Origin of the sequence: Hyalangium gracile, assembly GCF_020103725.1 — a bacterium.
GTDB classification, from domain to species: domain Bacteria; phylum Myxococcota; class Myxococcia; order Myxococcales; family Myxococcaceae; genus Hyalangium; species Hyalangium gracile.
On record NZ_JAHXBG010000010.1, the window covers coordinates 20406 to 45259 of the forward strand.

The window sequence follows — 24854 nt, forward strand, 5'->3', positions numbered from 1 at the left end:
CCGGAGCTCGCGCCCTGGCCATGAAGGCGACGAAGATGGAGGAGTCATGTACTCACCTCGTTGGGCGATGACGATATGCCTTGCAGTGACGTTGTCCGCGTGCGGCCTGCTCCGCGGTGAGGATGACGAGGAGAGCCTGCAGCCGGATGGCGGGCCCACGGGCGATGGCGGAACCACGTTCACCGGCGTCAACGCGGTGAACGTGCCCCTGTCCTCGGGGGCGCTCTCCTTTGCCGGCGCGGCGGCGGCGCTGAACCCCACGATGCCGGACGCCACCCGCTTCCGCGTCCAGCTCCTCGAGGGAGCCGGGGCGTGCTCCGCCACCGTCTCCCCCGGAGGCCACATGCTGGAGTTCTTCGTCTACGCGTCCGGGCCGGGCGCCACGCCCGTCACCGTGGGCACGTACGACGAGAGCGGGCTGCTCCGGAGCCCGCCCATCTCGGTCGAGGCGTACATCAGCCGGTGGGGTTACCCCACCCCCTCCAGCCCCTGCGGGACCTACGGGTCCGGCTTCTCCATGCACTACGTGGTGAGCCAGCCGCGCTCGGTCACCATCACCGCGATCGACGCCACCCGGGTCACCGGCACCTACCGCTTCAAGCTGGAGGGCCTTCGGGGCGAGCGGGTCGATGTCAGCGGGACCTTCGACGCGCCCCTGTGCGACACCTCGGATTTCAGGGTCATCTGCCAGTAGGTTGTCTGAGGTGAGAGCGCCGCGGCGAGCTCGAGAACTGCGACAGCACCAAGTACTTCATTGGAGAGGGCGAGAACCGTTACTACTCCTTCTCGGCCGTCTCGAAGTGCCCCAACGACTGACGCATGCGGCTACCGGGAGGCCCTGGCTTCCTCGAGCAGGGCCTGGATGGTGGCCGCGTGCTTGCCACGGGTGGGCGCCCAGTCCGCCGGTGCGCGCCCCGCGCGGTCACGAAGGAAGGGGTCACCGCCAGCCGCGATCAGCGCCTTCACGATGTCCGGGATGGCATGGCTCAGTGCCATGTGCAGTGGGCGCTGACCTTCTTGATCGGCCGCGTTGGGGTCCGCCCCCGCCGCCAGCAGCCGCTCCACCACCGGGGTATGCAGGCGCGCCGACGGCTTGAACAAGGCCATGTGCAGCGCGGTGAGTCCCTTCTCGGTGCGATGGCCGGGCCTGGCTCCCCGGGTCAGCAGCAGCTCGACCATCGCCAGCTCGCCAGCGCGCGCGGCCTGCATCAGCGCCGTCGCATGGCCCTTGAACTGGGTCCAGTCGGGGTCGAGACCGGCATCCAGCATGGCCCGGGCCAGCTTCAGATTGCCCTGGCTGGCGATCGACGGAAAATCCTGCGTCGCCCATGGGCTGCGCGCGATGCCACCGGAGAAGGTCCATTCCGGCTCCGCCGGGGCGCCGCCCGCGGCCTCCTTCTGTACGGCATCCCGCCTCGCCTGTGCGGCCTTGCGCGCATTCTTCTTGCTGCTACGCCAGAAGGCATGCGTGGCCGGATAGCGCGTCGGGTCGGCGAGGTAGTTCGCCAGGGCTGCGTGACCGTTCTCCAGCGCCACGTCCGCCGGCGACTGTCCGTCGTGGTCCGCCTGCTCCCGGTTGGCGCCGGCTTCGACCAGACACCGCGCGATGTCCGCGAAGCCATTGGCGGCGGCGATCCACAGCGCCCCAGTCCCCGTCTCGTCCGCATCATTCACGCTGGCGCCGGCCTTCAGAAGGATCTCGACGAGCTCGGCGAAGCCGTGCGTGGCCGCTGCCACCAGGGGCGGCGCATAGGCGGACACATTCGGATCCGCCCCGGCGGAGAGCAGGATGCGCACGGCCCCCGTCTCGCCGCGATCGCAGGCGTAGGACAGTGGGGTGGCCTGGTAGGCATGGACGTCGGCCTCGTCCGGGTCGGCGCCGGCGGCGAGCAAGCGTTCCAGCGCGGAGAGATCGGCGTGCTCGATGGCCTCGAACAGGTTGGTGGGTGTCATATGGTGTTGAAGGAGGAAGGTTCATCTTCATTACGCCATCTCCCGGTATGTTTGTCCGCAAGAGTCGGGCAGCGCTTCCACCAAAGCCCCCCCACCCTCGGAGGCACTTCATGCGTCTGTTCCTTCCGGTTGTCACAGCCCTGATGCTGGCGGCCTGTGCCACTACCCCCACGCGTTCCGAGCCCACCGCGGGCGCCCCGGAGACGGCACCGTCGGCGGCGTCCCGGAGCCCTCCCCTCGAGCTCGTGGCCCAGTCACCGAGGCAGTGGACGGGCATCACCGTCTCGAAGGCGGGCCGCATCTTCGTCAACTTCCCCCGCTGGTCCGAGGACGTGCCCGTCTCGGTGGCCGAGCTGAAGAACGGCACCGTCACGCCCTGGCCGGATGCCACCTGGAACACGTGGGCCCCGGGCGCTCCGGCGGACAACCGCTTCGTCGCGGTGCAGAGCGTCGTCATCGATGACCAGGACCGGCTCTGGGTCGTGGACACCGGCAACCCCCAGTTCAAGGGCGTCATCGCCCCGCCTCGACTCCAGCAGTTCGAGCTCACCGGGCGGCTGGTGCGCACCTATGCATTCCCGCCGGAGGTCTCCTCCGGGGACAGCTACCTCAACGATGTCCGCATCGACACGGAGAACGGGGTGGCCTACCTCACCGACTCGCAGGCGGGCGGCCTGGTGGTCCTCGACCTGAAGAGCGGGAGCGCGCGCAAGGTGCTGCGCAATCACCCCTCCACCCACGCGGAGGCCGACAGCATGGTGGTGATGGGCCGCCCCTTCCCGCGCGCCGTCCAGAGCGATGGCATCGCGCTCAGCCCGGACCGGAAGACGCTCTACTGGACGGTGCTCACCGGCCACACGCTCTGGCGCATTTCCACCGAGGCCCTGCGCGACGCGAGCCTGGACGACCCGGCGCTCGCCGGCCGCGTCGAGCAGGTGGACACCATCGTGGCCACGGATGGCATCGAGTTCGATCGCCAGGGAAAGCTCTGGCTCGGTGGCCTGGAGGACAGCTCCCTCGCCGTGTATGTGCCGGGCGGGAAGTACAAGCAGGTCCTCCAGGATGACCGCCTGCGGTGGCCCGACACCTTCGCCGTGGGGCCGGACGGGAGGATGTACGTCACCACCACGCAGATCCACCTGCCGCCCGCGGAGCGGGGACCCTATGAGATCTACCGTTTCGCACCGTGAGCTTGTGAAGACGCTGGTGTAGAGAGAGTGGCCGTCTGAAACCGCCGTAGCTGCGTGGAGAACCCATGGCCGCGTCCCCCCTGCGTGTCGGCAATGCCTCGGGCTTCTATGGAGACCGCTTCTCGGCGGTCCGCGAGATGCTCGAAGGAGGCCAGCTCGACGTCCTCACCGGCGACTACCTCGCCGAGCTGACGATGCTGATTCTCGGCCGCGACCGGATGAAGGATCCGGAGCTCGGCTACGCGAAGACCTTCCTGCGCCAGATGGAGCAGTGCCTGGGGCTCGCCCTGGAGAAGAAGGTCCGCATCGTCGCCAACGCGGGGGGACTGAACCCCGTGGGGCTCGCCGCCGCGCTCCGTCAGCTCGCGGAGCGCCTGGGATTGAAGGCCCGGGTGGCGCACGTGGAGGGTGACGATCTCTCCGGCAACGCGGATGCGCTGGGGCTGGGCTCTCCCATCACCGCCAACGCGTACCTGGGTGCGTGGGGAATCGCCGAGTGCCTGCGCGCGGGAGCGGACATCGTCGTCACCGGGCGCGTGACGGACGCCTCGCTCGTCGTGGGCCCGGCGGCCGCGCACTTCGGCTGGCGGACGGATGACTGGGACCGGCTGGCGGGCGCGATGGTCGCCGGCCACGTGCTGGAGTGCGGCGCCCAGGCCACCGGAGGCAACTACTCCTTCTTCACGGAGGTGGATGCCCGCCGTCCCGGCTTCCCGCTCGCGGAGCTCCACGAGGATGGGAGCTCCGTCATCACCAAGCACCCGGGCACGGGCGGCGCGGTGACGGTGGACACGGTCATCGCGCAGCTCGTCTATGAGATTACGGGAGCCCGGTACGCGGGGCCCGACGCGACGGCCCGCTTCGACACCATCTCGCTGGCCTCGGACGGCAAGGACCGCGTCCGCATCACGGGTGTTCGCGGCGAGCCGCCCCCGCCCACGGTGAAGGTCTGCCTCAACCACCTCGGCGGGTACCGCAACGAGGCGACGTTCATCCTCGTCGGGCTCGACATCGAGGAGAAGGCTCGCCTGGTCCGCGAGCAGCTCGAGGCGGCGCTGCCGCGCAAGCCGAAGGAGCTGCACTGGACGCTCGTCCGGACGGACCGGGAGGACGCGCCCACGGAGGAGCAGGCGGCGGCGTTCCTGCGCGTGGTGGTGAAGGACTCGGACGCGAAGGTGATCGGCCGCGCCTTCAGCGGAGCGGCGGTGGAGCTGGCACTGGGCAGCTACCCCGGCTTCACGATGACGGCGCCCCCGGCGGACAGCGCGCCCTATGGTGTCTACACTCCGGCCTACGTCGACGCGACGAAGGTGGAGCATGTCGCGGTCCTCCCCGATGGGACGCGCTCCGTCATCGCGCCTCCAGCGAAGACGTTGGCCCTCGGGCCGGCGGAGCTCCCCGCCCTTCCCGAGCCGCTGCCCGCGGGTGCGACGCGACGTGTGCCGCTCGGCCGCATCGTCGCCGCGCGGAGTGGCGACAAGGGAGGCACGGCCAACATCGGGGTCTGGGCCCGGACGGATGAGGCGTGGCGGTGGCTCGCGCACGCGCTCACGTCGGACAAGCTGCGCGAGCTGCTCCCCGAGGCCGCCGCCTTCCCCATCGAGCGGCACGTCTTCCCCCAGCTCCGGGGGCTGAACTTCGTCATCGACGGGCTGCTCGGCGAGGGTGTCTCGTCATCGACCCGCTTCGATCCTCAGGGCAAGGCGCTGGGCGAGTGGCTCCGCTCCCGCCACGTCGATGTTCCCGAGTCCCTGCTCCGCTGAGCGGAGCGACTGGCCGACTGGGGGTCACCGCAGCGGCAGGAACACGTCCGTGATGGCCTCGTGCTCCGGTACGTCCGGGAAGAAGCGGACGCGCTGGAAGAACAGCGGGCAGTCCCGGACCTCCTCGCCGCTGCGCGGCAGCCACTCCGCGTAGAGGTACCGGACGCTCGCCCCGAGCGTGTCGTCCGAGCCGATGTGCCGCAGCACCGCGCACCGGCCCCCCGGGATGCTCTTCCCCACGACGCCGAACGGGTTCTCCTTCACCTCGAGGTCCGTGGCGGCGCAGATGTCGAAGCGGTGGTCCTCCGGAGCGATCTCCTCGGGGTTGTCGTGGACGATGTTGAAGGTGGCGCTGAACCTCGGTGACAGCCCGACCTGCTTGCGCCAGGTGATGAACCTCCGCACGGAGTCGCCGATGCGTCGTGGGTCGCCCCGATGCTCGAGGGCGGCGACCTTCGTCTCCGGGAAGAGAACGATCTGGACCTGCGCCGGCTGAAGGGTGGGTTTCATGTGGTGGATCCTCAGCTCACTCAAGGGTTGGTACGTCGCGTGCCAAGGTTCCCACCGCGGCTGCTTCCTGAACTCCGAAGGCGTCTGCCCCACGCGCCGCTTGAAGGCACGCGCGAATGCCTCGGGTCCCTCGTAGCCGCTCGCCAGCGCGACATCGATGATGGAGTGCTGGTCGCGGAAGGCGAGCAGGAACGAGGCGCGCTTCAGGCGCTGCAGCTGGACGTACTCATGGACGCCCATCCCGAAGAGCGCGGAGAACTGCCGGTGGAAGTGGAACTTCGAGAAGGCCGCCACGCGGCTGAGCCGTTCCACGCACAGGTCTTCGTCCTCCAGGTGCGCGTCGATGAACTCGAGCACCCTTCGGAATCTGGCGAGGTATGCGTCCGCGTCCGCTGCAGTCAACGAAGTGCCCCCTTGACGCTCGACACCGTACCGACCCGCCCTCCGGGTGACCTGACCGATCTTGCGGAAGTGGAGCGGTGAAGCACGAGCGCCTCCGGGGCAGCCTGATGGGAGCGGCTCAACCCCTGGCGAACGCCAGCAGATCGCCGCTGAGCTGCTCCTTGTGGGTGGCGGCGAGGCCATGATCGCCGCCGGGGTAGATCTTCAGCGTCGAGCCCTTCACGAGCCTGGCCGAGAGGCGGGCCGAAGCGTCGATGGGTACGATCTGGTCGTCGTCCCCGTGGAGGATCAGCGTCGGCACGTCGAACTTCTTCAGGTCCTCGGTGAAGTCCGTCTCGGAGAAGGCCTTGATGCAGTCGAGCTGGCCCTTGAGGCCGCCCATCATGCCCTGCAGCCAGAAGCTGTCGCGCATGCCCTGAGAGACCTTCGCGCCCGGGCGGTTCGCGCCGAAGAAGGGCGTGGTCAGGTCCTTGTAGAACTGCGAGCGATCAGCGGCAACGCCCTTGCGAATGTCGTCGAAGACCTGGCGCGGCAGTCCGCCGGGGTTGGCGGCGGTCTTGAGCATGATGGGCGGTACCGCGCCGACCAGCACCGCCTTGGCGACACGGCGCGTGCCGTGGCGACCGATATAGCGCGTCACCTCGCCGCCGCCGGTCGAGTGCCCCACGAGGATGACCTTCTCGAGCTTCAGCGTCTCGATCAGCTCGGAGAGGTCATCCGCGTAGGTGTCCATCTCGTGCCCGCCCCAGGGCTGGCTGGAGCGGCCGTGGGCGCGCCGGTCGTGGGCGATGGCTCGGAAGCCATGGGAGGCCAGGAAGAGCATCTGGTCCTCCCAGGCGTCCGCGGTGAGCGGCCAGCCATGGCTGAACACCACGGGCTGACCCGAGCCCCAGTCCTTGTAAAAGATGCGCGTGCCGTCCTTCGTCGTGATCGTCGTCATGGCGAGACTCCCTTGGGGAAATGGCTCGCCCCATCTTGCGCACGAAGCACGCTGCACTCAGCCGAGACACAGTCCCTCGGTCATCCACTGCACACCCGGGCTTGCTCCTACCCCCTCCGCTGCTCCAGGAAAAACCGGTTGCATTCCCGCATCAGCGCTCCTACTCTAAAACTGGTTGCAACTCACAATCGGTTCATCCAAAGGGGCGGACGATGCAGGACCGAGGGAATGACGAGAGGCTCAGTCGCCGCAGTGTGCTTCTGGGCTCCGCGACGGTCGGGGCAACGCTGGCTTGGGGCTGCAGCCAGGCGGACGTGCGCAAGACGGGCCCGTCCGCGGGGTTCTCCAAGACGCGGCTCGACCGCATGCATGCGGCCATGTCCGCCCATGTCGAGCGCGGCGAGCTGCCCGGCGTCGTGACGCTGCTCAGCCGAGGCGACGAGGTGCACGCGGCCGCCGTGGGCCTGATGACCTTCGGCGGCACTGCTCCCATGCGGCGTGACACCCTCTTCCGGATCGCCTCGCTGACCAAGCTGGTCTCGGGGGCCGCGGCGATGATGCTGGTCGAGGAAGGCAAGCTCCGCCTCGACGAGCCGGTGGATCGCCTGCTGCCGGAGCTCGCCCACCGCAGGGTCCTCGAGCGGCTCGACGGCCCGATCGCTGACACCGTGCCCGCCAACCGGCCCATCCTCGTCAGCGATCTGCTGACGCTGCGCATGGGCACGGGCGCCATCATGGCACCGGGCGAGTACCCCATCGTCCAGGCCATGACCGAGAAGGGGGTCGGCGTCGGGCCCTGGCTGCCCAAAGCCCCGAGTCCCGATGCCTGGATCCGCGAGCTGGGCTCCCTCCCGCTGATGCGCCAGCCGGGCGAGGCCTGGCTGTATGACACCGGCCTCACCGTGCTGGGCGTGCTGCTCGCGCGAGCCTCGGGCCAACCGCTCGAGGCCTTCTACCGGGAGCGCATCTTCGAGCCGCTGGGGATGAAGGACACCAGCTTCAGCGTCCCGGCCGAGAAGCTCGAGCGGCTGCCCACCTGCTACTTCCGCGATCCCTCGACGGGGACGTTCGAGGTCTTCGACGCCGCTGGTCCGCGGAGCCAGTTCAGCCAGCCTCCAGGCTTCCCCTCCGCGTCCGGCGGCCTGGTCTCGACGGCCGACGACTTCCTCGCCTTCGCCCGGATGATGCTGAACAGGGGGGAGTACGGCGACAGGCGGCTGCTCTCGGAGCAGTCGGTGGAGCTCATGACCACCGACCACATCACCGCGGAGCAGAAGGCCGTGTCTCCCTTCTCTCCCGGCTTCTGGGACAAGCGCGGCTGGGGCTACGCGCTCTCCATCATCAAGCAGCATGAGCCCGGAGAGCCTCGCGGCTTCGGCTGGGATGGTGGCTACGGAACCTCCTGCTACTGGGATCCCGAGACCGGTCTGATCGGCATCCTGATGACCCAGCGCATGATGGACTCTCCGTCGGCTCCCGCGGCCTTCGTGGACTTCTGGCGCTCGGCCTACGAGGCGATCGAGGCCTGACGCCGGACCCTGGCGGAGGGCTGCCGTGACTTTCCCTTGACCTCAAGTGCACTTGAACTTGTAGGTCTCAGGCCATCTGCGAGCTCCAGCCAACCCGCTGGAGCAGGGAGAGGCTCATGAGCTCACAACGCGTTCTGGTGACGGGGGCGACTGGCAATGTCGGTCGCCATGTCGTGTCCCAACTGTTGCGCACGGGTACCGCGGTCCGCGCGCTGACCCGAAACCCTGGCTCCCCCGGCCTGCCGCCCGGCGTCGAGCTCGTTCGGGGGGATCTCTCCGCGCCGGACAGCCTGGGCTCGGCCATGAATGGGATCGATGCCGTGTTCCTGCTCTGGCCCTTCTTCACGGTCGACGCCGCGCCCGCCGTCCTCGAGGTCATCCAGAAGCACGCGCGCCGCATCGTCTACCTCTCGGCGGCCAGCGTGCGCGATGACCTCGAGGCGCAGCCCGGGCTGTTCCACGCGGACATGGAGCGCTTGATCGCCAGGTCCGGGCTGGAGTGGACCTTCCTCCGGCCCACCGGCTTCGCGACCAACACCCTGATGTGGGCGCCGCAGATCCGCGCCGGCGATGTCGTGCGCTGGCCCTATGGAGCGGCCGCTCGATCGCTGATCCACGAGCGGGACATCGCGGCCGCGGCGGTCCACACCCTGACCAGGGACGGGCATGCGGGGGCCCGGTATGTCCTCACGGGTCCCGAGACACTGACCCAGGTCGAGCAGGTGCGCCTCATCGGCGAGGCGATCGGCCGACCGGTGCGCTACGAGGAGCTGTCTCCGGAGGAGGCGCGGCGGCAACTGCTCCAGGCCTGGGGCAGCCCCTCGTTCGTGGAGGCCGCGCTCTCCGGCTGGGCCCAAATGGTGGAGGAACCCGAACGAAGCACCCGCACGGTGGAGGAGCTCACGGGAGCGCCCGCGCTCGCTTTCCGCGAGTGGGCGCGCGACCACGCGGGCGACTTCCGGTAGGCCCGGGAGCAGGCAGACGCTCCTTGCCTGGAGTGGCTCCGTCAGGGGCGCGCGCCAACCGCTCCCGCGCCACGCTCGAGGAGCTCAGCGAGGCGGACCTGCTCCTCCACGTGGTGGAGGTCTCGGCCCCCCGAGCAGATCGAGGCCGTGGACCACATCCTGAAGGACCTGGGGCTGCACGAGAAGCCGCGCCTGCTCGTCTTCAACAAGAGAAATCTCCCGGAGGAGGGCATGGTCGGTGCGCGCCGCCGAGACCCTGCGGGCGCTGCCCTGAAGCCCTCGAGGCTCACGCCGGGTGAGCGTGTCGGTCATTGGCTCGCCGCCGGTCGGCGCGGCGGGCGCCAGCTCAGCGACATGCGGGCATAGGGAGCGGGGCGCGTGGGGATGCGCCCCAGCTCCAGGCGGTCGCGGTGACGGTCGAGCAGCGCGTGGTCATTGAGGAAGTCGAGCCCCACCGAGGAACTCAGCCAGAGGCCTCCGCTCCCCAGCCGGACGTTGAGGGTGGGGGCGAAGCGCAGGGAGGTCGCCCGCACGTAGTACGCCCCCTGCGCCCAGGTCTCCTCCGGAAGCCGGGCATGGAAGACCTGCTGGTCGAAGACCCCCACGAGTCCCAGCTCCAGTCCGTCACCGAACTGCCGCAGGAGGGTGAGGCGGGGCACGCCGATCTCCACGATGTAGGGCTCCTTGCGGTAGGTGAAGCCCACCATGGGGATGACCGGGAGCACGTCGAAGGGCCACAGCGCGACGAGCCCGAACATCAGCCGCCGTCCGGGGTCTCCGCCAATCTTGTAGCTCGCCATGGCGTAGCCCACCCAGGACGTGTCCATGCCGAGCTCGAAGGGCCTTCCGAAGTCGGTGCGCGTGCTTCCGAGCGTCCCCGCGATCAGCATCCACCGAGGGTTGAGCGGGCGGATCAGCGTGAGCCCGAGCTGGACGCGGTAGAAGCGACGGCGCAGCTCGGTTTCTGGCAGGTGCTCCACGGGCCCTTGCGTCTCCAAGCCCAGCCAGTGGGTCTCGAATCCCACGGAAGGGACGAGGATGAACTTCCCCATGAAGAGCGGGAGCAGCGGCACCCGAAGGTCCACCAGGGCCCGATCATGGAGCTTGCCGCCCGCCGTGCCGATGGCGGTGCCGCGCGCCAGGCTGAAGCCGACGTAGGCGCGGTCCTCCGAGGTCTGGGCGCTCGCCGGGACGGCCAGCAGGAGCGCGACGGCGACGGCCCACCCGAAGCTTCTAGAGGATGACATGGTCACCTCGCGGCCTCCTTTCCTCGACGGGTGCCAGTGTACCCGGTTTCGGGCCGGTCGGTCGCCCGCGGCCGCGTCGAGCATCCGACACGCACCGCGCACGGCCCATGGAGGTCGGGCATCGAACCGGTGCGCGGGCGCACGGCGGCTCAGGCCGATTTCCGCTCAAGCTCGTCGTGGAGGTTCACGACACCACTGGGATAGGGCGTCGCCGCCTTCATTCGCTTTCCGCTCCCGAGGATGTGCGGGGTTACTCAGACACAATGAGCTTGCGCATGCTCGTTCGCCCCCCGTGCCTGGCCTACTTGCCCGCTCGCTTCTCGAGCTCGGCGCGCAGGCGCTCTTCCTTCTCTCGGAGCTCGGGGGTGAACTCCTGGCCGAAGTCGTCCGCTTCGAAGACAGGACGGATCTCGAGCTCGGAGTCCTCGCCCGGCATCGGAGCGGGGCACCGGCGAGCCCACTCGACCGCCTCCTCCATCGACTTGACCTGCCAGAGCCAGAAGCCGGCGATGAGCTCCTTGGTCTCGGCGAACGGTCCGTCGACGACGGTGCGCTTGCTCCCCGAGAACTGGACTCGCTTGCCCTTGACGCTGGGCTGGAGCCCTTCGCCGGCGAGCATGATGCCGGCCTTGACCAGCTCCTCGTTGTACTTGCCCATGTCCTCGAAGAGCTGCGCGCTCGGCATGACGCCTGCTTCCGAGTTCTTCGTCGCCTTCACAATCACCATGACTCGCATCGTTTTCTCCCGGGTTTGAGCTCGGCCTCGCGCCGCGCTTCTAAAATGGCGTCGAATGAGCCCAGGCGGGATCGACACGCGCACCCGTTTTTTGTGTTCCCTGGGTACTTTTCGGGGAGGTCCTTTGATTTCAGTGGGTTACCCCCCCAGTCCACCCCCGTGTCGGGCGAAGACTGTCCGAACTGGTCTGCTTGTCATACCAGTTCGGTACCAGTCCGAGCACAGGGTGCCTCCCCGTGCGACCTGGGGGGCTATCGCGTGGCGACCTGGGGGGCGTCCTTGGACGAAATGTCCGCGTCGTTGCCCTCACCACCCGAGGTGCCGTCGGCGCCGTAGGACAGGATGACAGGCTGGCCACCTTCGTTCATGTACACGTAGTCGTTGCCCCACGGATCCTTCGGGACCGCCTCGAACACTCCGAGCGCCACCAGCGCACGCAGTCCCGCGCCTGTATCCGGGTACTGCCCCTTGCGCGTGTAGTAGATCTTCATCCCGTTCTGGATGTTCTTGATGTCGAGCCCGACACGGTCGCGGCGGGACTCGTTGAGCATCGGGATGACGGCCACACCCACCGCCGCGGCGATGAGGCCGAGGATGGTGATCACCACCATGATCTCGATCAGGGTCATGCCGCGGCGGCGCTGCTGCTTCCTCGTCATCCTCGCCATCTTGGAATCCATCGGCTTGCCTCTCGTGACTTTCTGGCAGGGCGCGTGGCCATGCCGTGAGGTGTCGTTGCTACCTTCCCCGAGGACCGAGCCACCACGGCATCGGCCATCGGTTGAAGAGTCACAATTGCAAGCACCGCGCCGAGGCTCACCGGGCTCGGAGCGCTGACGTGCCCCTACTCCCGAGGTAGGCTGCCGGCAAGGCAGGCCCATGGACACTCCGTCTTCCTTCGCACGCAACCCCACGCTGCTTCCCACTGGCTCGGTGGTGGGGACGTGGCGGGTGGAGGCGTGGGCTGGCTGCGGTGTTCACGGAGCGGTCTACCGGGCCGTCTCCGTGCACGACCCGCGCTCCGCTCCGGTGGCGCTGAAGCTCGCCATGCACCCCGCGGACCCTCGCTTCGAGCGCGAGGTGGAGCTGCTCTCGCGCTGCCAGCACCCCAGCATTCCTCGCCTGCTGGACCAGGGCTCCTGGCGCGCTCCCTCCGGGACGCTCCATCCCTTCCTGGTCATGCAATGGGTGGATGGCGTCTCCTTATATGAGCAGGCTCACATCCAGCCTCCCGATTCATCGCAGGCGCGGCGCTGGCTGGCCCAGCTGGCGCAGGCCCTGGCGACCCTCCATGCCCAGCAAGCCCTTCATCGGGACCTGAAGGGGGACAACATCCGGGTGCGCCGCTCCGATGGCCGAGCCATGCTCCTGGACTTCGGCACGGGCCTCTATCCCGGCGCCGCCCCTCTCACCCCGGCCATGATGTTTCCGGGCACTCCGATCTACCGCTCCCCGGAGGCCTGGCTCTTCGAGGTGCGGTTCTACGGTTCGTCCACCGCTCGCTACCATCCGACGCCCGCCGATGACCTCTATGCCCTGGGCGTCACCGCCTGCCGGCTGCTCACCGGTGAGTACCCGCAGCCCGCCCAGCCCTTCCGGGATGAGCACGGTGCCTGGCAGGTGGATGACGTGCTGCTACCTCCCGCGCTCCTGAAGTACCCGCACATCGATCCCGCGCTGCGCGCCTTCACGCTGCGCCTGCTCTCCGTGAGGCCCGAGCAGCGCGGGACGGCGGCTCAGCTCGCGGAGGAGCTGGAGCAGACGCTCAGGCCTTTTCAGGGAGGCGGCGCCAGCGTCCGTACGGAGGCGCCCAGGAGGCGCAAGCTCCCACGCAACGCCTGGCGCTGGGGAGCCTTGGCGGCTGCGGGCCTGGCGGTGGCGGTGTGGGCTTGGAGGACGATTCCAGGCACGGCTCGGGAGCCATCCTCCGTTGCGCACGAGGAGGCTTCGGCGACGGGGGCACCCGAGGCGGGGACGGTGGGGCTGGGGGACTCGTCCATGGCCACGGCACTGGAGGGAGCGCCCGCTGCCTCCACCGAGGAGGGGTTGCGCGGGAACACTCTGCCTCAGCCTGTCCCCGGCCAGACGCGAGCCGATGCGAAGGGGCGTTGTCCCAAGGGCCTGGTCTCGCTCAACGGAGCGTGCTGGACGGAGTACTCCTGGGAGTCGGAGGCCTGCCTAACCCTCGGAGGGGAGATGCTCAAGGGCGTCTGCTACGTGCCCTTCATCCCTCCCGGCCGCAGGCATCCCCCGACCTCGGATCCTCCGCGAAACCCGTGAGGGCTCCGCGAGAGGGCTCTGTGAGCGGACCGGTACCGAACTGGTATGACAAGCAGACCAGTTCGGAAAGTGTGACCGGCAGGAGGGCGGACCGGACTCATCATCAGAGGTGCTTGAAGAAGAACGTCGTCGCGCAGAACTCTCCGTCCGGCATCAAGGCGTACTTGGGGACGACGCCCACGCGCTGCCACCCGGCTCGCTCGTAGAGCCGCTCCGCGGAGCTCCCTGTCACCGTGTCCAGCACGAGGACGGTGCGGCCTTCCTTGCGCGCCTCGTCCTCGATGGCCGCCATCAGGCGCTGCGCGACGCCGCGCCGTCGGGCCTCGCGGTGGACGAGCATCTTGGCGATGTCGCCCCGGTGCTGCTGGTTGTCGGGCATCGATAGAATCAACTGCACCGTGCCGAGGATGCGCCCTGCTCCATCCTCGGCCACGAGCAGCACCCGCTCCCCGCGCACGACGCCTTCGGCGACCTTCCTCCAGAACGCCACGGCTCTCTCGCGCGGCAGGGGCCGCATGAAGCCCACGGACGCGCCTCCCTCGACGCAGTCGATCAGCACGTCGGCGAGGGGCTCCACGCAGGCGGCGACCTCGCTGGCGCCGACACGCCGCACGAGCACGTCCTCGGTCATCCCGTGCTCCCGGGTGGCACGACGGCGCCCGGCTGAGCCGCCGCCCGAGCCTCACGACGCAGCGACGCCTCGAGCACGAAGGTCCCGAAGGGGACCAGCGACGCGGCGAACGCGACCACTCCCCGCAGGAAGGACCAGCGGTGGGCCACCGCCACCTCGAACAGCGCGGGGAGGTACAGGAGGAACAACACGCCGTGCGCCATGCCCACCAGCCTCACCGCCAGGGGCATGTCCGCCAGGTACTTCAGCGGCATGGCGATGAAGAGGAGGACGACGAAGGACAGGCCTTCCAGCAGCGCGACGGCACGGAACCGCTCCAGCGGAGTCTTCAACATGGGGACCTTGATACCCGATGAACCATGGCTCCCCATAGCCCCCCCCCGCAGCCGTCACCTGCCATGCCGATCGACCAGCGCGAAGGCGCGCAGGGCCGAGCCGGTCGCCCCCAGCACCTTGAGCGGCGGCACCACCGCGACGAACTCGTAGGCCCGGGCCGCGGACAGGTCCTCCAGCTGGACGTTCTCGATGATGTAGATGCCATTGTCCGGCACCAGCAGCAGGTGCACCGGGAACACCTGCAGCTGCGGGATGTAGACGGTGGCCGGGCGCTTCTCGAAGGTCAGCGTGTCTGCCCCCACCACGCGCGCCCCCTTCTCCAGCAGGTACTGCGCCGCGTCCAGGCCAGGACCGGGTGAAGCCACGCCCTTGTAGAGCTCCGGGTCGCCCTTGAAGTGCTGGCCCCAGCCGGTGCGGATGAAGACGGTGTCTCCCGGCTGCAGGTGCACCCGCTGGAACGCGGCCGTCTGCCTCAGGTGGTGAGAGGTGATCTCGAACCCCGCGGGCAGGGGCTGGCTGTTGCCCATGACGAAGCGGGCCACGTCCAGCAGCACCCCCCGGTTGACCAGCAGGTCCATCGGGTACTGGTCGATGGCGAGCTCCGCGCCCACCCCGCTGCGGCCCAGGCCTCGCGGATCGCTCGTGGCCGCCTCCGCGTCCACTCCCCCGTAGAGCAGCCCATCGTGGCCGATGTGGCCCACGGCATCGATGCTCGGGGCGCCGTGCTGCCCGCTCCACTGCATGCCATCGGAGGTGAACGAGAGCTGCCCGCCATCCCCGAAGGTGCCGCGCGTGTTGGCATGCGTGAACGGCAGCGACATGGCGTAGGGCGGGTTGAGGGCCAGCACCGGAGAGTTCTCATCCCACGTGTGGCTGAGCTCGATCACCTTCGCGCGCTTCACCTCCCGGATGAGATGGCCGGTGAGTCCTTGAGGCGCGGGCTCCTCGGCCATCGCGGTGGGCGCCAGCAGGAGCGCGGCTCCGAGAGCGCTCCAGGAGCGCAGCCTCCGCGACGCATGGGTGCACTGCATGAACAGGCTCTTCGAAGGAGAGATCGCCAGGTGCATGTTGAGCCTCCGGAATGGAGTGACGGTGGCCGTCGGCAATCCTGATAACAACATCAGAATTGCTTGCAACCTTTCACCCGGTGGCTCGACAGGAATTCGAGTCAGCCCATGCGCTCACATGACATGAAGACTCTCACCCGTCCTGTCTTTGATTGCAACACTTTCACGCATCCCAGACACGGCTTGATTCCTTGCATGAGAGGGTCGAGCGTGCCCCCAGGGCGGTCCAATCGCACCCAGGCATTTCCAGGTATTGCGCGCGCTACCGGCTTCTCGAGCCGGCGCCACGTGGGTGCGAGGGCATTGCTCCGAGCACGTGCACCAGGGGAGTGAGTCCTTCCTCGCGAGGTGGACGCGACATCGGGCCGGGACCTGGCTCGATGCGTTCACCCACCCGGAAGAAGGCCACCAGCTGGTGGAGCGCCTCCGACTGGGCGGACATCTCCTCGGCCGTCGAGGCGAGCTCCTCGGAGGCCGAGGCATTGCGCTGTGTCACCTGCTCCACGTGCGCCATGGCGCGGCTGATCTGGGTGACACCGCTGGCCTGCTCTCCGGAGGCCGCCACCACCTCCTGCACCAGCCGCGCCGTCTTGTGGATGGACGGCACCAGCTCCTTCAGCAGCTGGCCCGAGCGCAGGGCCACCTTCGCGCTCTGGGTGGCCATGACGCTGATCTCCTGCGCCGCGCTCCGGCTGCGCTCGGCCAGCTTGCGCACCTCGGTGGCCACCACGGCGAAGCCCCTGCCATGCTCGCCCGCGCGGGCCGCCTCGATGGCCGCGTTGAGCGCCAGCAGGTTCGTCTGGTAGGCGATCTCCTCGATGATGGAGATCTTCTCGGTGATGGCGCTCATCGCCTCCACCGTCTCCTGCACCGCCTTTCCGCTCTCCTCCGCATCGCGGGCGCCCTGGACGGCCATCTGCTCCATCTGCCGGCTGTGGTCCCGGTTCTGCTGGATGGAGCCGCGCATCTGCTCGAGGTTGGCGGTGGTCTCCTCCACGCTGCTGGCCTGCTCGCTGGTGCCCCGAGAGAGGCCCTGCGAGGAGGCGGACACCTGGGAGGAGGCGGAGGCCAGCGAGCGGGCGCCCTCGCGCACCTCGCCGATGATCTGCCCGAGCCTGAGCGTCATCCCCCGCATGGCCGACAGCAGCTGGCCCGTCTCGTCCCGCGTCTCCGCCGAGATGCGCATCGTGAGGTCACCCTCGGCGACGCGGTGGGCCACCGCCACCGCCTCGCCCAGCGGCCGGCCAATGCTCCTCGCCAGCACCAGGGACGCCAGGAAGCCCAGTCCCCCCGTTCCCAGCAGCACGCCGATGATCCACACCCGCGACGAGGCGTAGGTCGCGTCCGCATGCGCCGCCGCCTCATCCGAGCCCTTGCGGTTGAGGAGCACCAGCGCGGCCAGCTTCGCGGTGCACGCGTCGAACTCCTGGAGGAGCGAGCCCAGCGCCAGCGCGATGGCCGCGTCGTCCTGGTTCTGCCGCGACAGCTGCAACAGTTTGGGATTCTGGGAGACATAGGCCTCCCACATCCGCTTGAAGTCCTCGTACAGCACGCGCTCCTGGTCGGACGCCGTCAGCGTCTCGTAGTGCGCCATGAGCGACCGGATGTGCGCCACGTTCTGCGCCTGGATCTCCTCGATGGCGGCCATCCGCTCGGGCGAGGTGACCAGGATGTGGTCGAGCTGCTTGAGCCGGAAATCCGCCGTCCGCTCCTTGAGGTCCGCGAGCATCTCCACGCTCGGCAGCCAGTTGGTGGAGATCTGCTGGGAGGCCGAGCGCACATCCGACATCTGCGCCAGCGAGAAGATGCCGATGAAGGCAGTGAAGGCCAGCAGGCCAAGAAACACGACAAGGATCTTGGAGGCGATCCTCAGGTTCTGAAACCAGATCATGGAGCTTTCTTGGGCGAGAAAGCTCTCGCCCGTTCCTCGTCCCCCCACCTCGACGAGCTGGCTCGATCATGAGGTGGGGAGAAGCCCCGGGACAAGCTCCAGACAGGATCCCTTCAGGCCATGTCCTGCCCGCCCCCTCGGCCAGGCCAGCAGGGCTCGCAGCCACGAGCCACTGCCGTCCACGCACTCCTGGTGAAGAGAGTGCCCGAGAGGCGCGTCGCTCAGAGGCGAGGGCGACGCATGAGGGCGGTGTTCACCACGGGCAGCTCCTCCGCGCCACGCGCCGCCGCCGACGGGAAGGGCCGGGTGGGCACGCCCATCCAGTCCGACAGCTTCCGCAGCGCCTGGCTCCTCTGGGCCTCGGGCAGGTCATAGATGGAGGCGCCATGGTTGCCACCGGCCACGAAGTAGCGGACCGAGTCGTTGGACGGGCTCACCTCGAAGGCACCCGTGGACCACGGGTCGTTCTCGCCGTAGATGAGCATCATCCGCTGCGCGCTCTTCTTCATCCAGCGCTCCACCCAGTACATGGTGAGGAAGTCGAAGTCCTTGTCCACGCCGTAGGGAGGGAAGCTGCGCGACACGTCCTGCCCGGGGTACTTCAGCCACGGCCACAGGTGCGCCTCCGGGTAGCGGGGGCCGCCCAGCTGCGTGGCGCTCTGGTAGTAGTAGGCCGCGTACGGCGCCAGCGACTGGTCCGCGTAGAAGTCCAGGGAGTTGGTGTCGGTGAGGAACTGGAAGAGCTCCGCGGCCGGCGCGTTCGCCCCGGGGATGTACTCGCAGGCATCCACCCCGCTGCCGTACTGCCAGAAGGTGAAGGGCGCCTCGAGGACGGCGAACTCATAGGCCTTCTCCAGCCCCAGCCCGTCGAAGGTAACCCCATACGAGAGCAGCTCGTCGATGAAGGGCTGCATCTCCGCGCGCCGCGTGAGCAGGCCCCGCTGCACCTGGCGCAGCCGCTGGCGGCAGTCCTCGGTGCCCACGTGGTTGAGGAAGTGCACGTAGCGCGGATCCCCGTCGAGGTAGCTGTTGGGCGCCACGTAGGCCACCGTCGCGTCCACGTCGTCGGGATAGAAGTAGCGGTGGTAGATGGACGTCATGCCGCCCTTGCTGCCACCGGTGGTCAGCCAGCTCGCCGGATACAGCGGCTTGAAGGCCTGGACGATGCGGTGATGGTCCGTGGCGGCCTGATAGATGTCGAGCAGCTTCCAGTTGCTCGAGGCCGGCGTCGACGTGTTGAAGAAGCGGTGCTCCACGTAGAGGACGTTGGCGGTGAGCAGGTACGAGGGCTCGGTGTTGACCGGCTGGTACGTGTAGAGCCCATAGCCGGTGCTGGCGAGCACCACGGGCGCGCTGGAAGCGCGGTGCAGCAGCGTCATCCGCTGCTGGAAGCGCTCCCGCTGCGGGTGGCGGTGGTCCGCCGGCTGCTCGTAGTCCAGCACGAAGTAGCGCAGCGACGGGTTGCCCGGCACGGGCTTCTCCTGCAGCACCGTCATCCCGGGAATGGCCTGGAGCTGCGCCAGGATGTCGCCCGAGTCCGCGGCCTCCAGCCTGCTCCGGGCCGAGCCGGTGTCCACCGCCTCCGGGATGCCTTCGCCACAGGCTTGCAAAAGCCATGCGCACAGCAGCAGCACCGTGCCGCGCCAGTTCCCGCTCACTCTCAAGTTCATGGTGTCTCCGGGTCAGGTCATCAGCGGAAAATCCGCACGTCATGAAAACGCAGGATTCACCGGGGCATATCGGACCTGGAGGTGGGAAAAATCAACCCGAATCGGCGGAAGCCTCACTTCGGCCTCGTGGCGAGCACCTCCAGCCGTGGCCTTGCTTGCGGTGGCACGCTGGCGCTGACGGGCTCCTCGTGCGCATGAGACGCTGCGCGGCATGAGCACACCGGTGATGGAGCCCGAGCGACTCGGGACGACGCAGCTGCCCGACGGGCGGCTTCTGGGGTGGGGTGAATGGGGTCCGACGTCCGGCCCTCCCGTGCTGTTCTGCACTGGAGCGGCGATGAGCCGCTGGCTGGGTCTGGGCGCTGGCGTCCTCGAGAGAGCGAAGGTCCGTCTCATCTCGGTCGATCGGCCCGGGCTCGGTGTCTCCACCCCGGCCCCGGGCAGGGGGCTGCTCGACTGGGCCGCCGACATCCAGCACCTCGCGACGGCCAGGAAGCTCGAGGGGCTCTTGGCGGTCGGCTTCTCCCAGGGGGCGCCGTTCGCGCTGGCCTGCGCGGCCCGCGGGGTGGTGAAGGGCGTCGCCATCGTCGCGGGCGGCGACGAGCTGGCTCACCCCGTCACGCGACGGCTGCTCCATCCGGAGGTCGCGAAGCTGGTGGACCTCGTCGCCGCCGAACCGGCCCGCGCCGAGGCGTTCTTCGCCGGGATGAGCGCGCGGATGCTCTGGGACATGGTCATCGGCATGAGCTCCGAGGCCGACCGCGCCGTGTTCACCGAGCCGCGCTTCGCCGCCGCCTACCAGCGGGCCCTGGATGAAGGCTTCTCGCAGGGCTCCGCGGGCTATGCGCGAGACACCGTCCTGCACATGTCCCGCTGGCCGTTCGAGCTGGAGTCCCTCCGTGTCCCCGTGGACCTGTGGTACGGCGGCCTCGATACGAGCACCGTCCACTCTCCCGACAACGGCGAGACCCTGGCCCGGAGGATTCCCTCGGCACGGCGCCAGGTGCTCCCGCATGTCGGCTCCGCGCTGCCGTGGCTCCACGGCGAGGACATCCTCGGGTCGCTGCTCGCGCGGACGCAGTCGGCCTCGGGCTGAACGGTACACTCCGAGTCACAGCGCTCGCGTCCGGGCCGATCGTCCGCGAGAGGAAAGCTATATTGCCGCCCTCCATGTCCGGTCAGCCTCTACGCCTGCTCCTCATCGAGGACTCCGCGGATGACGAACTGCTGCTGCTGCATGAGCTGCGCTCGTGTGGCTATGACATCTCCCATGTCCGCGTCACCTCACGCGAGCAGCTCTCACGCGCCCTGGATGCCGGGCCCTGGGATGCCATCATCTCCGACTATGTGCTCCCGGGGTTCGATGGGCTGGCGGCCTTCTCCGCGGTGAAGCAGCGCGGGCTGGATGTGCCCTTCCTCATCGTGTCGGGAGTGATTGGCGAGGAGACGGCCGTGGCGGCCATGAAGGCCGGCGTCCACGACTTCCTGCTCAAGGACAAGCTGGGACGCCTGGGCCCGGCCCTGGCCCGGGAGCTGCGCGAGGCCGCCGGGCGCGCCGAGCGTCGCCACATGCAGGAGCAGCTCCTGCTGTCGGACCGCCTCGCCTCGCTGGGCATGCTCGCCGCGGGTGTGGCCCATGAGATCAACAACCCGCTCACCTCGCTGCTCATGTACCTGGACCTCGCCTCGAGCGCTCCTTCCGAGCGGCAGGTTTCCCAGGAGGACCAGCAGGCGCTGCGCAACGCCTTCGAGTGCGCCCTGCACATCCGGGACATCGTCCGGGACATCAAGATCTTCGCCCGGCCCGATGAGCAGCGGCTGGGCACGGTGGACGTGAACCAGGTGCTCGACTCCGTGCTGCGCATGGCGTGGCACCAGGCCCTGCACCGGGCCAGTCTGGTCAAGGACTATGGACAGGGCGCGCTCGCCTACGGCAGCGAGGCGCGGCTGGCCCAGGTCTTCCTCAACCTGGTCATCAACGCGGCGCAGGCCATCCCCGAGCACCCCACGGGCCCCCAGGAGATCCGCGTGGTGACGCGCACGGAAGGCACCGACGCCGTGCGCGTGGAGATCCACGACACCGGCGCGGGCATTCCGCTCGAGCTGCGGGAGCGCATCTTCGAGCCCTTCTTCACCACGAAGCCGGCGGGGGTGGGCACCGGGCTCGGGCTGGCCATCTGCCGCCGCCTGGTGACCGAGATGGGCGGCCGCATGGGCGTGGAGAGCCAGCCGGGCCAGGGCAGCACGTTCTGGGTCCACCTGCGCGCCGCCCAGCAGCCCGCCACCGTGACGAGTCCCTGACAGCCGCCAGCCGAGCCAGCAGCACGGAGCAGGCCTGGGGTAGAAACGGACCCGGCCCCCTTCTCTCCTGCCGAGCCTGGGAGCACCCCACTCCCTGGGTTGGCGGAGAGGGGGCGGAGCATGATTTGACTCCCCCAGGCTTCTTGGGTCCCTCACCCCAGGGAAGGAGTGCAACGCCGTGAATGGAGGACACTGGGTGCTGGCCAGCCGCCGCGTCGTCACCGACAGCGGAGTGCGCGAGGCCGCGATCGTCATCCGCGACGGGAAGATCTCCGCCGTCCTGCCCCAGCGCTCGGCGCCCGTGGGGCTGCCCGTGCGCGACGTGGGCAGCAAGGTGGTGATGCCGGGCGTGGTGGACTGCCACGCGCACATCAACGAGCCCGGCCGCACCGAGTGGGAGGGCTTCGACACGGCCACGCGCGCCGCGGCCGCGGGCGGCATCACCACCGTGGTGGACATGCCGCTCAACTCCATCCCCGCCACCACCAGCCTGCAGGCGCTGCGCACCAAGGCCGCCTCCGCCGAGGGCCACTGCGCCATCGACTATGGCTTCTGGGGCGGCGTCATCCCCGGCAACGCGGGCGAATTGGAGGCGATGATCGACGCCGGGGTGACGGGCTTCAAGTGCTTCCTCATCCACTCGGGCGTGGACGAGTTCCCCCACGTCACCCGCGAGGATCTGGATCGCGCCATGCCCATCCTCGCCCGGCGCGGCGTGCCGCTCATCGTCCACGCGGAGCTCACCCCGGACGAGCGCCCGCCCCAGGGCGACACGCGCACCTACCGCAGCTACCTGGAGTCGCGCCCGCGCCGCTGGGAGGATGACGCCATCCGGATGATGGTGGAGCTGTGCCGCAAGCACGGCTGCCGCGTCCACATCGTCCACCTCTCGTCCTCGGACGCACTGAAGGACATCGCCGCCGCCAGGAGCGAGGGCCTGCCCTTCACCGTGGAGACGTGCCCGCACTACCTGACGTTCGACGCGGAGCACATCCCCGACGGCGCCACGCACCTCAAGTGCGCCCCGCCCATCCGCGAGGCGGAGAACCGCGAGGCGCTGTGGGCCGGGCTGGCGCACGGCGACATCGACATGGTGGTGTCGGACCACTCGCCGTGCACGCCCGCGCTCAAGCACCTGGACCGTGGAGACTTCGCCGCGGCGTGGGGTGGCATCGCCTCGCTCCAGTTCAGCCTGCCGGCGGTGTGGACGGGGATGCGCGAGCGCGGCCATGGCCTGGAGCAGCTCGTCCGGTGGATGTGCCACCACCCGGCCCGCCTCATCGGCCTGGAGAAGGTGAAGGGCACCCTGACGCCGGGTGCGGACGCGGATCTGCTCGTCTTCGATCCGGATGCGGCCTTCACGCCGGAGCCCTCGGGTGTGCTCCACCGCCACCCGCTCACGCCCTACACGGGCCGCACGCTCCACGGCGTGGTGGAGCGGACTTTCGTACGGGGCGCTCCGGCCTACACGCGTGGTGAAGTGGTGTCCCGTCCCGCGGGCCAGTGGGTGCGTCGCCCTGGCACGGCGTGAGCGGTGGCGTAAGGTATTGGGAGGAGGAGTACCTGCATGCAGACCCCCGAGGAAGGCAAGGTGCGAGTCGCCTTCGCCGAACTCATCGATCTGGCCGCCGAGAAGGTGGGCGGCCTGGCTCTCATCGCCAATGACGAGTTCTTCGCGCCCAAGGAGAACCTGCTCAAGCCCGGGCGCGGCGTCTTCATCCCGGACAAGTACACGGAGTTCGGCAAGTGGATGGACGGCTGGGAGACGCGGCGCAAGCGCGTGCCCGGCTACGACTGGTGCATCCTCCAGCTGGGGCTGCCGGGCGTCATCCGCGGCGTGAACGTGGACACCAACCACTTCCTGGGCAACTTCCCCGAGTACGCCTCGGTGGACGGCCTGGAGGTGCAGGGCACTCCCACGCCCGAGTCGCTCACGAGCGCGGCGTGGACGGAGATCGTCCCGAAGACGAAGCTGGTGGGCGGCACGCAGAACTACCTGCCCGTGGCCAGCGAGCGGCGGTTCACGCACGTGCGGCTCAACATCTACCCGGACGGCGGCGTGGCGCGCTTCCGCGTGCACGGCGTGGTGAAGCCGGATCCGGCGAAGCTGCGCTCGGGAGATTTGGTGGACCTGGCGGCGGCGGAGAATGGCGGCATCGTCGTGACGACGAATGACGCGTTCTTCGGGCCCAAGGACAACCTCATCCTCCCGGGCCGGGCCACCACCATGGGCGAGGGCTGGGAGACGCGGCGCAAGCGCGTGCCGGGCTTCGACTGGATCGTCGTCAAGCTGGCGGTGCCGGGCACGGTGCACAAGGTGGAGGTGGACACCAACCACTTCAAGGGCAACTTCCCGGACATGTGCTCGCTGGAGGGGTGCTTCCTGAAGGAGGACATCCTGGACTTCGCCAACGCGAAGGACATCGCGTGGCAGGAGATCCTCCCGCGCACGAAGCTGCAGGCGCACCACCGGCACTTCTACGAGTCGGAGCTGCGCGCGCCGGGGCCCTTCACCCACGTGCGGCTCAACATATTCCCGGACGGCGGCATCAGCCGGCTGCGGGTGCACGGGCGTCCGGCGTGACGAGGATCGACTGGCTCAATGGCCTGCCCTACGAGGAGGCCAAGGCGGAGTTCATGCGCTGCTGCGGCTCCAGCCGCTGGGCGGACGCCATGGCCCGGGCACGGCCATTCAAGGACCTCTCCGCGGTGTTCGCGGAGGCCGGCTGGCTCTGGTCCCAGACGGGGCCGGAGGACTGGAAGGAGGCCATCTCGCACCACCCGCGCGTGGGAGACGTCTCCAAGCTGCGCGAGCGCTTCAAGGCCACCGGGGCCTGGTCCGAGCAGGAGCAGAAGGGCGTGCAGGGCGCGAGCGAGGACGTCATCCAGGGGCTGGCGGATGGCAACCGCGAGTACGAGGCGCGCTTCGGCTTCATCTTCCTCATCTGCGCCACGGGGAAGAGCGCCCAGGAGCTCCTCGAGCACCTGCGCGAGCGCATGAACAACCCGCCGGCGCTGGAGCTGCGCATCGCGGCGGGAGAGCAGGCGCAGATCACCCGCCTTCGGTTGGAGAAGCTCCTCACATCGCCATGAGCACCCTGTCCACGCACGTCCTCGATACGCAGTGGGGCCGCCCGGCGGCCGGAGTTCCCATCCTCCTGGAGGCGCAGGAGCGCTCGGGCGGCGGCTGGCGCGAGCTGGCCCGCGGCACCACCAACTCGGATGGCCGGGTGAGGGACTTCCTGCCCGCGGGCACGAACCTGGAGCCCGGCATCTACCGGATGACGTTCGACACGGCGGAGTACTTCCGAGCGCACTCGGTGCGGGGCTTCTACCCGTACGTCTCGGTGGTGTTCGAGATCCACTCCTCGGGCGAGCACTACCACGTGCCGCTGCTGCTGAGCCCCTTCGGCTACTCCACGTACCGTGGTAGCTGAGCCGCA

23 protein-coding genes are annotated in these 24854 nt (G+C 68.9%); 12 read left to right on the forward strand and 11 right to left on the reverse strand.

The genetic code is table 11. From position 1 onward, the window contains the following. The first annotated feature begins 46 nt into the window (after window positions 1-46). On the forward strand, window positions 47-694 hold the full coding sequence (locus KY572_RS21135) for a hypothetical protein (protein ID WP_224244719.1): 648 nt from the start codon (window positions 47-49) through the stop codon (window positions 692-694). Window positions 695-825: 131 nt separating this feature from the next. Here the strand turns inward: KY572_RS21135 and KY572_RS21140 are convergent, their stop codons facing one another. Next, window positions 826-1953: an ankyrin repeat domain-containing protein gene (locus KY572_RS21140; protein ID WP_224244720.1), complete on the reverse strand. Its 1128-nt coding sequence runs from the start codon at window positions 1951-1953 to the stop codon at window positions 826-828. A gap of 110 nt (window positions 1954-2063) precedes the next feature. Between KY572_RS21140 and KY572_RS21145 the strand changes: the two genes are divergently transcribed. Beyond that, window positions 2064-3143: an SMP-30/gluconolactonase/LRE family protein gene (locus KY572_RS21145; protein WP_224244721.1), complete on the forward strand. Its 1080-nt coding sequence runs from the start codon at window positions 2064-2066 to the stop codon at window positions 3141-3143. Between the two features lie 65 nt (window positions 3144-3208). Next, window positions 3209-4906: an acyclic terpene utilization AtuA family protein gene (locus KY572_RS21150; protein WP_224244722.1), complete on the forward strand. Its 1698-nt coding sequence runs from the start codon at window positions 3209-3211 to the stop codon at window positions 4904-4906. A 24-nt stretch (window positions 4907-4930) separates the two neighbouring features. On the opposite strand, the gene KY572_RS21155 is transcribed toward KY572_RS21150, so the two are convergent. Continuing rightward, entirely contained in the window at window positions 4931-5773 is an 843-nt protein-coding gene (locus KY572_RS21155; protein WP_224244723.1) for an AraC family transcriptional regulator, read from the reverse strand. Window positions 5774-5936: 163 nt separating this feature from the next. Beyond that, complete coding sequence (locus KY572_RS21160; protein WP_224244724.1) at window positions 5937-6758, reverse strand: alpha/beta fold hydrolase; 822 nt, start codon at window positions 6756-6758, stop codon at window positions 5937-5939. A gap of 314 nt (window positions 6759-7072) precedes the next feature. On the opposite strand from KY572_RS21160, the gene KY572_RS21165 reads away from it, so the two are divergent. Further along, window positions 7073-8287, forward strand: coding sequence for a serine hydrolase domain-containing protein (locus KY572_RS21165; RefSeq protein ID WP_224244725.1), 1215 nt, complete (start codon window positions 7073-7075; stop codon window positions 8285-8287). Window positions 8288-8403: 116 nt separating this feature from the next. Continuing rightward, window positions 8404-9252, forward strand: coding sequence for an NAD(P)H-binding protein (locus KY572_RS21170; RefSeq protein ID WP_224244726.1), 849 nt, complete (start codon window positions 8404-8406; stop codon window positions 9250-9252). Window positions 9253-9560: 308 nt separating this feature from the next. Here the strand turns inward: KY572_RS21170 and KY572_RS21175 are convergent, their stop codons facing one another. The 3 genes from KY572_RS21175 to KY572_RS21185 all read right to left on the reverse strand — a co-directional run bounded on the left by KY572_RS21175 (window position 9561) and on the right by KY572_RS21185 (window position 11894). Further along, complete coding sequence (locus KY572_RS21175; protein ID WP_224244727.1) at window positions 9561-10499, reverse strand: hypothetical protein; 939 nt, start codon at window positions 10497-10499, stop codon at window positions 9561-9563. Between the two features lie 301 nt (window positions 10500-10800). Continuing rightward, complete coding sequence (locus KY572_RS21180; RefSeq protein WP_224244728.1) at window positions 10801-11235, reverse strand: YciI family protein; 435 nt, start codon at window positions 11233-11235, stop codon at window positions 10801-10803. A gap of 251 nt (window positions 11236-11486) precedes the next feature. Next, window positions 11487-11894 (reverse strand): type II secretion system protein GspG, encoded by a 408-nt coding sequence (locus KY572_RS21185; protein ID WP_224244729.1) that lies wholly within the window; start codon window positions 11892-11894, stop codon window positions 11487-11489. A gap of 220 nt (window positions 11895-12114) precedes the next feature. Between KY572_RS21185 and KY572_RS21190 the strand changes: the two genes are divergently transcribed. Next, window positions 12115-13515 carry a serine/threonine-protein kinase gene (locus KY572_RS21190; RefSeq protein ID WP_224244730.1) on the forward strand — a complete coding sequence of 467 codons (1401 nt, stop codon included), beginning with the start codon at window positions 12115-12117 and terminating at the stop codon, window positions 13513-13515. Window positions 13516-13618: 103 nt separating this feature from the next. Here the strand turns inward: KY572_RS21190 and KY572_RS21195 are convergent, their stop codons facing one another. The 5 genes from KY572_RS21195 to KY572_RS21215 form a co-directional block, all read right to left on the reverse strand. Continuing rightward, complete coding sequence (locus KY572_RS21195; RefSeq protein WP_224244731.1) at window positions 13619-14146, reverse strand: GNAT family N-acetyltransferase; 528 nt, start codon at window positions 14144-14146, stop codon at window positions 13619-13621. Beyond that, on the reverse strand, window positions 14143-14481 hold the full coding sequence (locus KY572_RS21200; protein ID WP_224244732.1) for a DUF3817 domain-containing protein: 339 nt from the start codon (window positions 14479-14481) through the stop codon (window positions 14143-14145). Before KY572_RS21200 ends, KY572_RS21195 begins: the two co-directional genes overlap by 4 nt. Window positions 14482-14535: 54 nt before the next feature. Beyond that, complete coding sequence (locus KY572_RS21205; RefSeq protein ID WP_224244733.1) at window positions 14536-15549, reverse strand: cyclase family protein; 1014 nt, start codon at window positions 15547-15549, stop codon at window positions 14536-14538. A 262-nt stretch (window positions 15550-15811) separates the two neighbouring features. Beyond that, on the reverse strand, window positions 15812-17440 hold the full coding sequence (locus KY572_RS21210) for a methyl-accepting chemotaxis protein (RefSeq protein WP_224244734.1): 1629 nt from the start codon (window positions 17438-17440) through the stop codon (window positions 15812-15814). Between the two features lie 221 nt (window positions 17441-17661). Then, window positions 17662-19110: a S28 family serine protease gene (locus KY572_RS21215; RefSeq protein WP_224244735.1), complete on the reverse strand. Its 1449-nt coding sequence runs from the start codon at window positions 19108-19110 to the stop codon at window positions 17662-17664. A 226-nt stretch (window positions 19111-19336) separates the two neighbouring features. On the opposite strand from KY572_RS21215, the gene KY572_RS21220 reads away from it, so the two are divergent. The 6 genes from KY572_RS21220 (at window position 19337) to uraH (ending at window position 24848) form a co-directional block, all read left to right on the forward strand. Continuing rightward, window positions 19337-20206 carry an alpha/beta fold hydrolase gene (locus KY572_RS21220; protein WP_224245014.1) on the forward strand — a complete coding sequence of 290 codons (870 nt, stop codon included), beginning with the start codon at window positions 19337-19339 and terminating at the stop codon, window positions 20204-20206. 74 nt (window positions 20207-20280) lie between these two features. Next, window positions 20281-21411: a sensor histidine kinase gene (locus tag KY572_RS21225; protein ID WP_224244736.1), complete on the forward strand. Its 1131-nt coding sequence runs from the start codon at window positions 20281-20283 to the stop codon at window positions 21409-21411. Window positions 21412-21589: 178 nt separating this feature from the next. Continuing rightward, on the forward strand, window positions 21590-22942 hold the full coding sequence (allB, locus tag KY572_RS21230; RefSeq protein ID WP_224244737.1) for an allantoinase AllB: 1353 nt from the start codon (window positions 21590-21592) through the stop codon (window positions 22940-22942). A gap of 36 nt (window positions 22943-22978) precedes the next feature. Continuing rightward, a complete protein-coding gene (gene alc, locus KY572_RS21235) occupies window positions 22979-23995 on the forward strand; it encodes an allantoicase (RefSeq protein WP_224244738.1) in 1017 nt (338 codons plus the stop codon). Then, window positions 23992-24504 (forward strand): 2-oxo-4-hydroxy-4-carboxy-5-ureidoimidazoline decarboxylase, encoded by a 513-nt coding sequence (uraD, locus tag KY572_RS21240; protein ID WP_224244739.1) that lies wholly within the window; start codon window positions 23992-23994, stop codon window positions 24502-24504. The genes alc and uraD overlap by 4 nt, the downstream gene beginning before the upstream one ends. Next, window positions 24501-24848: a hydroxyisourate hydrolase gene (gene uraH / locus KY572_RS21245; protein ID WP_224244740.1), complete on the forward strand. Its 348-nt coding sequence runs from the start codon at window positions 24501-24503 to the stop codon at window positions 24846-24848. Before uraD ends, uraH begins: the two co-directional genes overlap by 4 nt. Window positions 24849-24854 lie beyond the last annotated feature (6 nt).

Bases quoted from the DNA above. Each gene is read 5' to 3' on its own strand.
- KY572_RS21135 (WP_224244719.1), top strand. From the start codon at position 47: ATGTACTCACCTCGTTGGGCGATGACGATATGCCTTGCAGTGACGTTG.
- KY572_RS21140 (WP_224244720.1), bottom strand. From the start codon at position 1,953: ATGACACCCACCAACCTGTTCGAGGCCATCGAGCACGCCGATCTCTCC.
- KY572_RS21145 (WP_224244721.1), top strand. From the start codon at position 2,064: ATGCGTCTGTTCCTTCCGGTTGTCACAGCCCTGATGCTGGCGGCCTGT.
- KY572_RS21150 (WP_224244722.1), top strand. From the start codon at position 3,209: ATGGCCGCGTCCCCCCTGCGTGTCGGCAATGCCTCGGGCTTCTATGGA.
- KY572_RS21160 (WP_224244724.1), bottom strand. From the start codon at position 6,758: ATGACGACGATCACGACGAAGGACGGCACGCGCATCTTTTACAAGGAC.
- KY572_RS21170 (WP_224244726.1), top strand. From the start codon at position 8,404: ATGAGCTCACAACGCGTTCTGGTGACGGGGGCGACTGGCAATGTCGGT.
- KY572_RS21175 (WP_224244727.1), bottom strand. From the start codon at position 10,499: ATGTCATCCTCTAGAAGCTTCGGGTGGGCCGTCGCCGTCGCGCTCCTG.
- KY572_RS21180 (WP_224244728.1), bottom strand. From the start codon at position 11,235: ATGCGAGTCATGGTGATTGTGAAGGCGACGAAGAACTCGGAAGCAGGC.
- KY572_RS21185 (WP_224244729.1), bottom strand. From the start codon at position 11,894: ATGACGAGGAAGCAGCAGCGCCGCCGCGGCATGACCCTGATCGAGATC.
- KY572_RS21190 (WP_224244730.1), top strand. From the start codon at position 12,115: ATGGACACTCCGTCTTCCTTCGCACGCAACCCCACGCTGCTTCCCACT.
- KY572_RS21195 (WP_224244731.1), bottom strand. From the start codon at position 14,146: ATGACCGAGGACGTGCTCGTGCGGCGTGTCGGCGCCAGCGAGGTCGCC.
- KY572_RS21200 (WP_224244732.1), bottom strand. From the start codon at position 14,481: ATGTTGAAGACTCCGCTGGAGCGGTTCCGTGCCGTCGCGCTGCTGGAA.
- KY572_RS21205 (WP_224244733.1), bottom strand. From the start codon at position 15,549: ATGCACCTGGCGATCTCTCCTTCGAAGAGCCTGTTCATGCAGTGCACC.
- KY572_RS21210 (WP_224244734.1), bottom strand. From the start codon at position 17,440: ATGATCTGGTTTCAGAACCTGAGGATCGCCTCCAAGATCCTTGTCGTG.
- KY572_RS21215 (WP_224244735.1), bottom strand. From the start codon at position 19,110: ATGAACTTGAGAGTGAGCGGGAACTGGCGCGGCACGGTGCTGCTGCTG.
- KY572_RS21220 (WP_224245014.1), top strand. From the start codon at position 19,337: ATGGAGCCCGAGCGACTCGGGACGACGCAGCTGCCCGACGGGCGGCTT.
- KY572_RS21225 (WP_224244736.1), top strand. From the start codon at position 20,281: ATGTCCGGTCAGCCTCTACGCCTGCTCCTCATCGAGGACTCCGCGGAT.
- alc (WP_224244738.1), top strand. From the start codon at position 22,979: ATGCAGACCCCCGAGGAAGGCAAGGTGCGAGTCGCCTTCGCCGAACTC.
- uraH (WP_224244740.1), top strand. From the start codon at position 24,501: ATGAGCACCCTGTCCACGCACGTCCTCGATACGCAGTGGGGCCGCCCG.